The sequence below is a fragment of the Flavobacterium psychroterrae genome, from assembly GCF_018380615.1.
GTDB lineage: Bacteria > Bacteroidota > Bacteroidia > Flavobacteriales > Flavobacteriaceae > Flavobacterium > Flavobacterium psychroterrae.
In genome coordinates, this window is the sequence record NZ_JAGYVZ010000005.1 from 225,149 (window position 1) to 238,541 (window position 13,393).

12 protein-coding genes and 1 pseudogene are annotated in these 13,393 nt (G+C 33.6%); all 13 read left to right on the forward strand.

Annotated elements, in window-relative coordinates:
• The first annotated feature begins 159 nt into the window (after nucleotides 1-159).
• The gene (locus KHA90_RS07880; RefSeq protein ID WP_213297297.1) at nucleotides 160-1,731 is read left to right on the forward strand and encodes a glycoside hydrolase family 10 protein; all 1,572 of its coding nucleotides are present in this window, start codon (nucleotides 160-162) and stop codon (nucleotides 1,729-1,731) included.
• A complete protein-coding gene (locus tag KHA90_RS07885; RefSeq protein ID WP_213297299.1) occupies nucleotides 1,718-2,992 on the forward strand; it encodes an MFS transporter in 1,275 nt (424 codons plus the stop codon). Before KHA90_RS07880 ends, KHA90_RS07885 begins: the two co-directional genes overlap by 14 nt.
• Before the next feature lie 22 nt (nucleotides 2,993-3,014).
• Nucleotides 3,015-3,365, forward strand: a complete 351-nt coding sequence (locus tag KHA90_RS07890) for a hypothetical protein (protein ID WP_213297301.1) — start codon at nucleotides 3,015-3,017, stop codon at nucleotides 3,363-3,365.
• A 24-nt stretch (nucleotides 3,366-3,389) separates the two neighbouring features.
• On the forward strand, nucleotides 3,390-3,839 hold the full coding sequence (locus tag KHA90_RS07895; protein ID WP_213297311.1) for a GNAT family N-acetyltransferase: 450 nt from the start codon (nucleotides 3,390-3,392) through the stop codon (nucleotides 3,837-3,839).
• A 2-nt stretch (nucleotides 3,840-3,841) separates the two neighbouring features.
• Nucleotides 3,842-5,455: a glycoside hydrolase family 3 protein gene (locus KHA90_RS07900; RefSeq protein ID WP_213297313.1), complete on the forward strand. Its 1,614-nt coding sequence runs from the start codon at nucleotides 3,842-3,844 to the stop codon at nucleotides 5,453-5,455.
• Between the two features lie 136 nt (nucleotides 5,456-5,591).
• Complete coding sequence (locus tag KHA90_RS07905; RefSeq protein WP_213297319.1) at nucleotides 5,592-6,230, forward strand: peroxiredoxin; 639 nt, start codon at nucleotides 5,592-5,594, stop codon at nucleotides 6,228-6,230.
• A gap of 210 nt (nucleotides 6,231-6,440) precedes the next feature.
• Entirely contained in the window at nucleotides 6,441-6,749 is a 309-nt protein-coding gene (locus tag KHA90_RS07910) for a thioredoxin family protein (RefSeq protein ID WP_041519142.1), read from the forward strand.
• Between the two features lie 109 nt (nucleotides 6,750-6,858).
• On the forward strand, nucleotides 6,859-7,116 hold the full coding sequence (locus tag KHA90_RS07915; RefSeq protein WP_017495510.1) for a DUF6952 family protein: 258 nt from the start codon (nucleotides 6,859-6,861) through the stop codon (nucleotides 7,114-7,116).
• Nucleotides 7,117-7,716: 600 nt separating this feature from the next.
• Nucleotides 7,717-8,214: a thiol peroxidase gene (gene tpx, locus KHA90_RS07920; protein WP_213297322.1), complete on the forward strand. Its 498-nt coding sequence runs from the start codon at nucleotides 7,717-7,719 to the stop codon at nucleotides 8,212-8,214.
• A gap of 18 nt (nucleotides 8,215-8,232) precedes the next feature.
• On the forward strand, nucleotides 8,233-8,607 hold the full coding sequence (locus KHA90_RS07925; protein WP_213297327.1) for a diacylglycerol kinase family protein: 375 nt from the start codon (nucleotides 8,233-8,235) through the stop codon (nucleotides 8,605-8,607).
• A gap of 18 nt (nucleotides 8,608-8,625) precedes the next feature.
• Entirely contained in the window at nucleotides 8,626-11,070 is a 2,445-nt protein-coding gene (locus KHA90_RS07930; protein ID WP_213297337.1) for a DNA translocase FtsK, read from the forward strand.
• 7 nt (nucleotides 11,071-11,077) lie between these two features.
• Complete coding sequence (locus tag KHA90_RS07935; RefSeq protein WP_244860268.1) at nucleotides 11,078-11,770, forward strand: LolA family protein; 693 nt, start codon at nucleotides 11,078-11,080, stop codon at nucleotides 11,768-11,770.
• Between the two features lie 8 nt (nucleotides 11,771-11,778).
• Nucleotides 11,779-13,212, forward strand: a pseudogene (locus KHA90_RS07940) (LptF/LptG family permease); the annotation flags it as partial.
• Nucleotides 13,213-13,393 lie beyond the last annotated feature (181 nt).

Consider the following 13,393-nt stretch of genomic DNA (forward strand, 5'->3'; position numbering starts at 1 on the left):
AACCTTTGTGCCTTTGTCTTTGTGGCAAAAAAAATATTTATTAAAAAACAGATTCCCATATATGAAAACCTAATAAATAACGTTCAAATTATAATTTATTAATTATTTACTATACTCAGCTAAAAAAACTATTTTTGGTTTCTGTTAAAAAAGATTGAAATGCATAAAAACCAGCAACTCCTTTTCTCAATTATATTTATACTTTTCTTTGGATTAATCTCTAATGCACAGGAAAAAACCATATACCCTAAAAACGAATTTAGAGGTGTCTGGATCGCTACGGTCGTCAACATCGACTGGCCTAAAACTGCCAGTGATGGCGTTGAAAAAGAAAAAGCCGATTATATTGAAATATTAGAAGCCTATAAAAAACTAAATTATAATGCTGTGATTGTTCAGGTTAGAAGTGTTGGTGACGCTTTTTATCCATCAGAATTCGCGCCTTGGTCCCGTTTTTTAACAGGTAAAGAAGGTGTGGCTCCCAACCCTTATTATGATGCTCTTGCATGGATGATTGACGAAGCGCACAAACGAGGTTTTGAATTTCACGCGTGGCTGAATCCTTATCGTGCGACTTTCGATTTAAATAAAAATCTTTTAAGCCCAAATCACGATATTTTCAAACATCCGGAATGGATGATTGAATATGGAGGAAAATATTATTACGATCCTGCATTACCTGAAGTTCAGGAACATTTGACAAAAGTGGTAAAAGAAGTTGTTGATAAATATGATATCGATGCGATTCATTTTGATGATTATTTTTATCCTTATACCGTTCCCGGAAAAGTATTTAATGATACGGCTTCGTTTAAAAAATACGGTTCAGGTTTAACCCTTGCCGACTGGCGTCGTGCGAATGTGAGCAACTTTGTACACACTATTTCGACTACCATAAAAGAGAGTAAACCGTGGGTACAATTCGGGATTAGTCCGTTTGGGGTTTGGCGAAACAAATCTGTTGACCCAAAAGGTTCTGAAACACAATCGACTGCAAATTATGACGATTTATATGCTGATCCAGTTTTATGGATGGATCAAAAATGGATCGATTACATCTTGCCCCAATTGTATTGGAGTATGAATAATCCAAGAGCATCTTACTCTAAATTGGTAAAATGGTGGTCAGAAAACTCAAACAATACTGCACTTTATATTGGTCACGCTTCGTATAAAATTAGAGGTGATAGCGACAAAAGCTGGAATTTTGCGAATGAAATTCCAACGCAGATTGATTACGCCAGAAGTTTCAAAAAAGTGGGCGGAAGTGCATATTTCAGTTCGAAATGGTTCATGAACAAAAACTTTGACATCGTACGCCTTTTAGAAGAAAACCAATATAAATATCCTGCACTTCCTGCTGCCGTTCCTAATTTAAAACACATTATTATAGACACGCCTGTAATCAATGAATTTGAAAAAGACAGCACGAAATATTCGTTCAACATCAAATCTCCGTTGAATACAAAAGTGCGTTATATGGTAATTTATGGTGGTGAACATATCTCAAAAGTAGATATTAACGATCCATCTAAAATAATTGATAAAGTAACGGTTTACCAATTTGACGGTACAATTACATTTTCGATCCCGGCTGAAAAAATGAATCAGTATAAAGCTTGCGCTGTGACATTTATTGATTATTTTGCGAACGAAAGTACCCCAACTGCTATCGACTTAAAAAAGAATTTTAAAACATATTCACCTGCTCAGCCTAATGAAAATAGATAATAAACCGTGGTTTTGGATTCCGCTTCTCAATTTTGCATCTGGTTTGCCTTATGCTGTAATTATCTCAGTTTCGGTCATTATGTACAAAAATCTGGGGATTTCAAATGAAGATATCGGAGTTTATACCAGTTTATTATACTTACCTTGGGTTATAAAACCGCTTTGGAGTCCGTTTATTGAATTGCACGGAACCAAACGGAAATGGTTTTTATCGATGCAATTGCTTATTTCAATTGCGTTTTTAATTGTTGGATTTACGATTCCCGCAAGCGGGTTTTTCATGATGACTCTGGCTATATTCTGGGTCGCTGCATTTGCATCGGCATCAAATGATATTGCCAGCGATGGTTTTTATTTATTGGTTTTACCGGAAAATCAACAATCTTTTTTCCTGGGAATAAGAAGTACTTTTTACCGACTTTCAATGTTGGCAGGAAACGGATTAATTGTGCTTTTAGCAGGATATCTGGAACACAAATACGGCGACAATACAAAAGCATGGTCATACACCATGATTTTTGTTGGTTTGTTAATGACTTTTATAACGATCTATAATTATTTCTCCACGCCAAGAACAGAAATAAATGCCGGAGAAAAACCGAAATCAGAAGAACATCAAAATTTCGCTTCGATCTTTATTACCTTTTTTCAGAAAAAGCAAATTGGCTTAGTTTTGGCTTTTATTCTATTATTCAGATTAGGGGAATCACAATTAATTAAAATGTTAAGTCCGTTTTTAATTGATCCTAAAAATGTAGGCGGAATGGGATTAGATACTCAGGATGTGGGTATTATTTACGGAACATTTGGAGTTGCAGCATTAACCTTGGGAGGAATTCTTGGCGGAATTGCAATCTCAAAACAAGGCCTGACTAAATGGATGTTACCCATGATTTTAGCCATGCATTTACCTATAATTGGTTTTATCTCATTGGCACATTTTCATCCTGCTTCTATTTATTATATTTATGCTGTTGTGATTACAGAACAATTTGGTTATGGTTTTGGTTTTGCAGCTTTCATGATGTATTTAATTTATGTTGCCGAAGGGGAATCTAAAACCGCACATTATGCGCTGGCAACGGGTTTTATGGCATTAGGAATGATGTTACCCGGAATGGTGAGCGGATATATTCAGGAATATTTAGGATACGGAAATTTCTTTATCTGGGTATTTCTGGCGACAATTCCAGGAATTATTTTATCCCGTTTTTTAATTTTCCCGAAAGATTTTGGGAAAAAATCTACTGAAGAAGTTTAACCCCAAATCAAACATCTTACCTATGGAAATCAATGAGAATTTGCAAGCCGAACGCAACCTAAAAGGCGCTGAGTTCGAAAAAGAAGGAAATTTTGAAAAAGCAATTGAGGTATATGAAGAAAATGTCACGGAAAGTTTTAAAGGAAATCATCCTTATGATCGACTGGCCACTATCTACAAAAACCAAAATGATATTGATAACGAGATTCGGGTTTTAGAAAAAGCGATTATTGTTTATGAAGAAATTACAATCGAAGATAGAATTGAAGGTTTACCAAAACTCTTCCGTTTCAAAAACCGATTGGAAAAAGCAATTTATACTAAAGCACAGCTTGCTAAACTTGCCAAACAAAAAAAAAGCAAGCTTAAATAAGACTAATTTTTATCGCATTCAATCATGACCAGCTTAAAAAGAACCAACTCTGATGATATTGATTTTAAAAATCTGGTAGTTTTACTAGATCAGGATTTAAAAATAAGAGACGGAGAAGATCACTCCTTTTACAATCAGTTTAATAAAACAGATAAAATAAAACACGTTATTATTTTTTATGAAAATGATATTGCCGTAGGTTGTGGCGCTTTTAGAGAAAAAGAAAGTGATTCGGTCGAAATCAAACGTATGTTTGTACATCCTGATTATCGCAAAAAAGGAATTGCATCTCAGGTTTTAGCCGAATTAGAAATTTGGGCAACTGAACTAAATTATCCTTATACAGTTTTAGAAACTGGAAAAAAACAGCCGGAAGCCATTGCTTTGTATCAAAAACTAGGTTACAGTATAATTCCAAATTATCCGCCTTACGAAAAAATGGATAATAGTGTTTGCATGAAAAAGACTTTATAATAATGAAAATGACAGCTCAAGCATTAAAACAAAAAGTGGGACAATTCTTTTTTCCCGCAGTTTTCATAAACGATACCGAAGAAAATATTCAGGAAACTGAACGATTAATAAAAGAACACAACATTGGCGGATTGACATTTTTTCATAGTCGTGCCACTGCCGCAACGAATTATGAAACCAAAAAAACCGTTGTTTTTAACGATGATAGTTATCAAAAAATAAAAGACTTAATTGTTCGTTATCAAAAAGCCGCTTCTACTCCACTTTTAATCAGTATTGATGCGGAATGGGGTTTGGCAATGCGCATTGAAAAAACGCCACAATATCCGTACGCAATTACGCTTGGTGCTTTGCCTGAGAGTAAATCACATTTGGTTTACGAAGTTGGAAAACAAATTGGTTTAGACCTTAAAGCCGCCGGAATTCACTATAATCTATCGCCATTGGCAGATATCAACAACAACCCGAATAATCCGGTTATTGGATATCGCTCTTTTGGTGAAAACAAAGAAAAAGTCGCCAATTTTGCCGTTGAATATTTAAAAGGAATGTCTGAAGTTGGGATTCTAGGCTGTCTGAAACACTTTCCCGGACACGGAAACACCAATGTCGATTCGCACTTGGGATTACCAGTTTTAAACGAAACTCTCGAAGAATTACTGGAAAATGAATTATATCCGTTCATTAAGGGAATCGAAAATAATGTCGATTCAATTATGATTGGGCATTTAGCGGTTCCGAGTTTAAATGACGGTAAAAATACATCGGCAACTTTATCAAAACCTATTATTCAAACACTTTTACGCGAGCAATTGGGTTATGATGGTTTAGTAATTTCTGATGCCTTAAACATGCACAGCGTTTCTAAATTATACGAAACCAAAGGCGAACTCGAATGGGAAGCTTTCAACGCCGGAAATGATATTTTATGTTTCGCCGAAAATGTTGCGGAAGGAATTGAAGCGATTCTTCAAAATGCTTCACCGGATCGTATCGAAGAAAGTTTTAACAGAATCATGAGAGCTAAAGAAAAAGTGGGAATTCTTTCTGATGCTGTTTTTACTTCGGGAACATTAAACTTCGAAAAAGCATCTGAACTCAATCTTCAGATTGCTCAAAATTCAATCACAAAAATCATTGATAACTCAAATACAGCATTGGCTTTCGAAGCGCATAAAAACAATCAATTAGCTAAACTGAGTTTATATAAAGGTGTCGAAAATATCTTCTTTCAAACTTTAAATTCAAAATTGTCTTCACCGGAATTTACTTTTGAAAATCTGGAAGTTTCAGATATAAAAACCATCAAAAAAGATTTGGAGAATTTTGGAACTATTATTATTTCATTATTTGTTCCAAAAGCAAAACCTCAGAATAATTTCGAAATCAATATTGAAGTTTTAGATTTACTTTCTAATTTATTAGAAACAAAAAAATGCATCGTTTACGTATTCGGAAATCCTTACGCATTGCCCATAATTCCGAATCTTAAAAAAGCTTCTGGACTTATTGAAGTATATCAGGATTTTAATGAGTTTCAGAAAAATGCAGGAATTCAGTTTCTGGAAAATTCAACTTGTAACGGAAAATTACCCGTAAATATTGACTTACAATAAGTTACACAATAACAACAAAGTTCAATAGCCAAATACTATCAATATATAAATATTTATAATCACTTCTTATTGTAAGTACCCTTACTTATACCCTACTTTTGCATCAGAAATAAATTTTTAACTTAAAACGAAAAATATGTCTTTAGTAGGAAAAAAATTCCCAAGTATTGCAGTAGATGCTATCTCAGAAATGGGTGATAACTTAAAAATCAACATTTTTGAAGAAGCAGTAAACAATAATAAAAAAGTAGTATTGTTTTGGTACCCAAAAGATTTCACTTTTGTATGTCCAACTGAATTACACGCCTTTCAAGCTGCATTACCAGAATTTGAAAAAAGAAATACTATCGTAATCGGAGCTTCATGCGACACAAACGAAGTACACTTTGCTTGGCTAAACACTCCAAAAAACAATGGTGGAATCGAAGGTGTAACTTACCCAATTTTAGCAGATACAAACCGTAACTTAGCTAACATTTTAGGGATTTTAGATATCGAATCTACAGAATACAGCGAAGAAACTGACTCCGTTATTATCGAAGGTTCAAACGTAACTTACAGAGCTACTTACCTTATTGACGAAACTGGAAAAATCTTCCACGAAAGTGTAAACGATATGCCATTAGGTCGTAACGTAAACGAATACTTGCGTATGGTTGATGCTTATACTCACATCCAGGAAAAAGGAGAAGTTTGTCCTGCAAACTGGGAAGCTGGTAAAGAAGCAATGTCTGCTGACAGAATCAGTACTGCTGAGTACTTGAGCGCTAACTAATTTTTTTATAAAGGTACAAAGGTTCAGAGGTACAAAGTAGCAAAGGTTTTTTGCTACGATTTACTAAATTTTAAATTTAATATCCCTGAACCTTTGCTACTTTGAAATCATTTAAAATTTTACAGAGTTGCACAGCAACAAAGACAAACGAAGTTTCAAAAACTTTGTCCCTTTGAGCCTTTGCCCCTTTGAACCTTAAAAAACAAAACTATGTTAATCGACTTAAACGAAGATACGTTAGCAGATTTAGTTGCTAAAAACGAAAAAGTAGTAGTACAATATTCAGCTTCATGGTGTGGAAATTGCCGTATTATGAAACCAAAATTCAAAAAATTAGCAACCGAAAATGAAGCTATCACTTTTGTTTTGGTTGATGCGGAAAATTCTCCTGAATCAAGAAAATTAGCTAATGTAAGCAACTTGCCTACTTTTGCAACTTTCGTAAACGGAAAATTAGTTGGAGAAACTCAAACCAACAAACAAGAAGTTTTAATCGACTTGGTAAACGCAATTGCTTAAATTTAGATTAGTTAGACTGGCTTAGATTTTTAGACTTCGTAGATGTTGTCTTAAATTTTAAAAAAGTCTAAGAAGTCTAAGCAAGTCTAAAAATCTAAGAAGTCTAAAAATGAAATTACCCGTAATAAAGCAATTAACCCAATTCATCGAAGAAAACGATCAGGATTATATCATTGAAACGATTGAAGTTCTGGAAGCGATGACTGAAATTCCGTCACTAAAAGATGAAGAATTAGATGTAATTGGCGAATTAATATCTAATATGTATGGCGCACTCGAAGTACACAAAATGGTAGTTCAGGGCACAGATAAAAAAGAAGCTCTAAATGCGTTCATGAAACGTGTTTTAGGCTCTATAGATAAATAATCGACCTCTTTTCCTAAGAAAAAACATGACTTAAAAAACGCTTTCATTCCAAGAAAGCGTTTTTTTTGTTTTTAGTTTTCAGTTTTCGGTGTCAGTTTTCAGTTTTCAGTTTTTAACTCAGTCTTGTCATCCTGAGCGAAGTCGAAGGATCGCATAAAAACTCCACAATCAAAATCTAAAATCTAAAATCTTCATTCTGAAATCAAATAATCATTTGGGCGAGCCACCATTAGAAAAAGGGGCAAATCTACTTTGCGTTTATTCGCCCCTTTCCCTAATGCTGTCAGGCTGTACGCTCCGCCGCGGCGGATTGCTTCCATCCCTCTCGCGAGGAAAGCAGTTTTCAGTTTCAGTTTTCAGCGGAATCTTATCCTTCCGAGGAACTAGGAATGAAATACAATGACAATAAAATCCGTAATAATCCGTAATAATCCGTTTAATCTGCGTCATCCGCGGGCAAAATATGCGCAATCCCATACGAGATTGCTTCGTTCTTCGCAAAGACAAATTCGCATCTTAATCTATACTTAAACCAACAACAAATACTTTTAGATTCAAATATTAATCCTTACTTTTGAACCTCATAAAAAAATAAAAATCATGGCTTCAATAACATTAGGAGGAAATCCAGTTCATACTTCAGGCGAATTACCAACAGTTGGATCTCAACTTACTGATTTCAAATTAATACAAAACGATTTGTCTGTTGCTTCATTAAGTAACTTCGCAGGAAAAAAATTAGTTTTAAATATTTTTCCAAGTGTTGACACAGGAACTTGTGCTGCTTCTGTTAGAAAATTCAACGAAAGTGCTAGTAACTTAGAAAATACTACTGTTTTATGTATTTCAAGAGATTTGCCTTTTGCTCAAAAACGTTTTTGTGGAGCTGAAGGATTAGAAAATGTAGTAAACTTATCTGATTTTCAAGCAGGAACTTTCGGTAAAGCAAACGGTTTAGAAATCACTGACGGACCTTTAGCAGGTTTACATTCAAGAGCTATTATTGTTGTTGACGAAAACGGAAAAATTACACATACAGAACAAGTTGCTGAAATTGCAAACGAACCAAATTACGAAGCAGCTTTAGCGGCACTATAATACAATAATACCTTTTAAATGGAGTTTCAAAAAGATAATACTTTTGTTAAAGGCAGATTAAAAAGCATGACGTATGCTTTTAACGGAGCTGTAAAACTTATTCGAACAGAACACAGCATTATGGTTCAATTCTCGTTGGGAATTTTAATGACCATTGCCGGATTCTATTTTCATATTTCACAAACTGAATGGCTTTGTCAAACATTAGTAATTGGTTTAGTTTTAAGTATTGAAGGATTAAATACAGCAGTTGAAAAAATTGCCGATTTTATTCATCCTAATTACAGTAAACGAATTGGTTTTATTAAAGATATTGCTGCAGGAGCGGTATTTTTTGCCGCAATGACAGCAATTGCAATAGGCTTGATAATTTATATTCCAAAATTTACATAGGCAACAGGAAACCCAAGAATGGCAAAAACAACAAAAAAAGAAACTGTAAATAAAAAAAACGAACCAAAAACTGAGACTTTAAAATCTTGGAGACCCAACAAACAACAACGTTTTGTTTTGGGCTGCCTTTTGGTACTATTTTCTATCGCATTATTAGTTGCCTTTATTTCTTTTTACGTCAACGGACAATGGCAAACAGACCAAAGTGCAGTAACTCAGCTTAGCGATCGCACAGAAGTTGTAGAAAATTGGCTAGGGAAATTTGGTGCTTTTTTATCTGACTTGATCGTTTATAAAGGTTTCGGAATTGCTTCTTTTGTATTAGTGCGTTTATTTTTCTTAACCGGATTATTTCTGGCTTTAGAAATGTCGACGAAAAGACTCAAAAGTATTTGGTTTTGGGATTTATTTGCCATTATTATTGTTTCTGTTTTATTTGGATTTTTCGCTACTTCAGCACCTGAATTAGGCGGAACAATTGGTTATGAACTGAATTTATTCCTTCAGGATTACATCGGAAAAACAGGTACTTTATTGGCGCTGCTGTTTGGTTTAATCATCTATTTGATCTTTAAAATTAAATTATCCCCGGAGAAAATTCAATCTTATTTTGATTCTACAAAAAAAGAATTCAAATCAGAATTAGGTTCTCTAAAACCACAAGCAGAAAGTGCTTACAATTTAGAAGAATTTGCTACTGAAGAAGACCCTGAAGTAGACAATATTCATTTAAAATCTGATGTTACACAATTCGAAATCAACAAGGAAGCTTTAAAACCTACGATTAATCATTCCTCAGAAATTGATTTGAATCCGGTTGCAAAACCAGTTCAAATGGATATAAAACCAGCAACAGTTGCACCACAGGTTCACACAGAAGAATTTGTTATTGAAAAAGCTGAAGAAGAAGACATTATTGAAGAAAACCTGGCTTCTCGTTTGGTAGCGGATTTTGGTTTATTTGATCCTACATTAGATTTATCGAATTATAAATTTCCAACAATCGATTTATTAAAAGAATATTCGACAGGTGGAATTACGATTAATCAGGAAGAATTAGAAGAAAATAAAAATAAAATTGTAGATACGCTACGTAACTATAAAATCGAAATTGCACAAATTAAAGCAACCGTTGGTCCATCTGTAACCTTATATGAAATTGTACCGGAAGCCGGAATTAGAATTTCTAAAATTAAAAGTTTAGAAGATGATATTGCCTTGTCACTTTCGGCATTAGGAATTCGTATTATAGCACCAATTCCAGGAAAAGGAACAATTGGTATCGAGGTTCCGAACAAGAACCCAACAATGGTTTCTATGAAAAGCGTTATTGGATCTGCTAAATTTCAAGAAGCTGAAATGGAGCTGCCAATTGCTTTAGGAAAAACAATTTCGAATGAAACTTTTGTTGTCGATTTAGCTAAAATGCCTCACTTATTGATGGCGGGTGCAACAGGACAAGGAAAATCTGTTGGACTAAATGCTGTTTTAACTTCACTTTTATACAAAAAACATCCAGCCGAAGTAAAATTTGTTTTGGTGGATCCGAAAAAAGTAGAGTTAACATTATTCAATAAAATCGAAAGACATTATTTAGCGAAACTTCCTGATACTGAAGACGCAATTATTACAGACAATGCAAAAGTAGTGAATACTTTAAATTCACTTTGTGTTGAAATGGACAATCGTTATTCATTATTAAAAGACGCGATGGTTCGTAATATTAAGGAATATAACGATAAGTTTAAAGCAAGAAAATTAAATCCAGAAGCTGGACACAGATTCTTACCATATATTATATTGGTTGTCGATGAGTTCGCAGATTTGATTATGACGGCAGGTAAAGAAGTTGAAATTCCTATTGCGCGCCTAGCTCAGCTGGCTCGTGCTATTGGTATTCACTTGATTATTGCAACACAAAGACCATCGGTTAACGTTATTACGGGTTTAATTAAAGCGAATTTCCCTGCGAGGATTGCCTTTAGAGTAACTTCTAAAATTGACTCCAGAACTATCCTAGATACACAAGGAGCTGATCAGTTAATTGGTCGCGGAGATCTATTATATACTAACGGAAATGATGTCGTCCGCGTACAATGTGCTTTCATTGATACTCCTGAGGTAGAAAAAATTACGGATTTTATTGGTTCACAAAAAGCTTATGCCACAGCTTATTTGCTTCCAGAGTTTGTTGGGGAAGAAACTGGCATTAATCTTGATATGGATATTTCCGACAGAGATACTTTATTTAGAGAAGCTGCTGAGATTATTGTCAATGCACAACAAGGTTCTGCTTCATTATTGCAAAGAAAATTAAAATTGGGATACAACAGAGCCGGTCGTTTGATCGATCAGCTGGAAGCAGCTGGAATTGTTGGTCCGTTTGAAGGCAGTAAAGCAAGAAGTGTGAACATATCTGACTTAAGTGCTCTTGATCAATTTTTTAATAATGAACAAAAATAATCCCATCATGAAAACAAAAATTCAGGAAATCCAAAACAATTCTATTACTAAGATGACTAAAAAGTGCTTTCAAATGGCAGTTATATTGCTTTTGAGCTTTACTTCTATTCAGGCTCAGGATAAAAAAGCCAAAGATTTATTGAACGAAGTAACTGCTAAAATTAAAAGTTACGACAATATTGTGATTGATTTTAAATATTCTTTGAATAACGCAAAAGAGAATATCAATCAGGACAGTAAAGGAAATGTAACTATGAAAGGAAATCAATATGTATTGAATTTTATGGGCGTTACTAAAATTTTTGATGGTCAAAAAACATACACTATCGTTCCTGAAGACGAGGAAGTTACTGTATCAAAAGTAAACGAAAAAGATGATGCAGCAATTACACCTTCAAAAATGTTGACTTTTTTTAATTCCGGATACAAATACAATATGGATATTGTACAAAACGTAAAAGGAAGAAAAATTCAATACATCAAATTAGCTCCTACAAGTACAAAAGATCAGAGAAAAGAAATTCTTTTAGGTATTGATGTTCAGACAAAACACATCTACAATTTAATTGAAACTGGAAAAAATGGAACAAAAACCACTTTAACCGTTAATTCTTTTAAAACCAATCAGCCTTTATCAAAAAATCAATTTACATTTGTAGCGAGCAAATATCCAAAATACTACATCAACAAATTAGACTAATTACAAGGTTGAAAATTTTAGACAAATACTTACTAAAAACATTTCTGATTACATTTACTACGGTATTTGTAATCCTTTTTTTTATATTCATACTTCAAACCGTATGGCTCTTTATCTCTGAACTTGCAGGTAAAGATTTGGATTTGTTGTTGATTGTAAAATTTCTTTTATTCTCAATGCCCCGAATAATCCCTCTGGTTTTACCACTATCGGTTTTACTGGCATCAATCATGACATTTGGAAATTTAGCCGAAAATTATGAATTTGCAGCTATGAAATCTTCCGGAATCTCTCTTCAAAGAGCGATGCGGGTTTTGATTGTTTTTATATGTGTATTAAGTATCGTTGCTTTCTGGTTTGCCAACAATGTAATTCCATATGCAGAATATAAGTTTGTTAATTTCAGAAAAAACATCGCTCAGGCAAAACCTGCAATGGCAATTGCCGAGGGTCAATTTAATGATGTAGGGTTTTACAACATTAAAGTAAATAAAAAATCAGGCGAAAACGGAAATATCTTAACGGGAGTTACTATTCATGAAAAACCAAATAACGTTGGGGAAAACAAAACCGTTATTAAGGCAAAAAGTGGTAAATTAATTAGTAATGAGAAATCAAGCATTTTAAAATTAGTTTTAAATGATGGCTATTATTATCAGGATGTTACACCCAAGAAGTATGAAGAACGTGCTAAGTTACCTTTTATAAAAGGAAAATTTAAAAAACAAATTATCAATATTGATTTATCTGAATTGAATAAAGTCGATGAAGATAAAGAAAATGTTGGTAGTACGAATGGAATGCTAAATGTCAACGAATTACGCTACACTTTAGATTCTTTAAATAAAAATCTGGACAATGAAATTATCTCTTTTTCAGAGAATATTAATCAACGTGTTGGGATTAGAAAAACTCCAGTTTCGATAAAATCTAATATAAAGAAAAAACAATTACCTGATAATATTTTATCTTTATACACCAATAAGCAGAAATCAGATATCTTAAAAATGGCCAGCAGTAATGTTACCAGCAACATTTACTCAATTGAAACTACGCAAAAAGATTTAAAAGATAAACAACGAGACATCAATAAACATTTAACTGCTTTATATGAAAAGTTTGTAATTGCTTTTGCTTGCTTTTTAATGTTTTTTATCGGAGCTCCATTAGGCGCTATTATCCGTAAAGGCGGACTTGGCTTGCCAATTGTTTTCGCAGTGTTAATTTTTATCACTTTTCACTTTATCAATACTTTTGGAAAAAGACTTTCCCAAGAAGGCGGAATGTCTCCATTTGTAGGTTCATGGATGTCCTCTTTTGTATTATCGCCATTAGCCATATTATTAACGTATCGTGCTACAAACGACAACGGACTAATCAACTTTGATGCGATTACAACTCCAATCCATAATTTAATCAGTAAATTCAATAAAAATAAATTTAATTTTAAAGAAGAGGTAGTTTCACTCGATTTGGTTGAATTAAATAATGATGATAAGGAATATCAAGAATATACACAATTACCAGAGAATGTATTAAAAGGAATTGTCAAAAACACTGAACAGTTTGGGTATTCAACTGATCAAAGATTAAAAGTTTTAAAGATTTTAGAAGACAGAGGAA

What these genes read in the sequence shown, in the direction of transcription:
- KHA90_RS07895 (WP_213297311.1), top strand. Translation starts at nt 3,390, where the DNA reads ATGACCAGCTTAAAAAGAACCAACTCTGATGATATTGATTTTAAAAAT.
- KHA90_RS07930 (WP_213297337.1), top strand. Translation starts at nt 8,626, where the DNA reads ATGGCAAAAACAACAAAAAAAGAAACTGTAAATAAAAAAAACGAACCA.
- KHA90_RS07910 (WP_041519142.1), top strand. Translation starts at nt 6,441, where the DNA reads ATGTTAATCGACTTAAACGAAGATACGTTAGCAGATTTAGTTGCTAAA.
- KHA90_RS07900 (WP_213297313.1), top strand. Translation starts at nt 3,842, where the DNA reads ATGAAAATGACAGCTCAAGCATTAAAACAAAAAGTGGGACAATTCTTT.
- KHA90_RS07935 (WP_244860268.1), top strand. Translation starts at nt 11,078, where the DNA reads ATGAAAACAAAAATTCAGGAAATCCAAAACAATTCTATTACTAAGATG.
- KHA90_RS07915 (WP_017495510.1), top strand. Translation starts at nt 6,859, where the DNA reads ATGAAATTACCCGTAATAAAGCAATTAACCCAATTCATCGAAGAAAAC.
- KHA90_RS07905 (WP_213297319.1), top strand. Translation starts at nt 5,592, where the DNA reads ATGTCTTTAGTAGGAAAAAAATTCCCAAGTATTGCAGTAGATGCTATC.
- KHA90_RS07890 (WP_213297301.1), top strand. Translation starts at nt 3,015, where the DNA reads ATGGAAATCAATGAGAATTTGCAAGCCGAACGCAACCTAAAAGGCGCT.
- tpx (WP_213297322.1), top strand. Translation starts at nt 7,717, where the DNA reads ATGGCTTCAATAACATTAGGAGGAAATCCAGTTCATACTTCAGGCGAA.
- KHA90_RS07885 (WP_213297299.1), top strand. Translation starts at nt 1,718, where the DNA reads ATGAAAATAGATAATAAACCGTGGTTTTGGATTCCGCTTCTCAATTTT.
- KHA90_RS07925 (WP_213297327.1), top strand. Translation starts at nt 8,233, where the DNA reads ATGGAGTTTCAAAAAGATAATACTTTTGTTAAAGGCAGATTAAAAAGC.
- KHA90_RS07880 (WP_213297297.1), top strand. Translation starts at nt 160, where the DNA reads ATGCATAAAAACCAGCAACTCCTTTTCTCAATTATATTTATACTTTTC.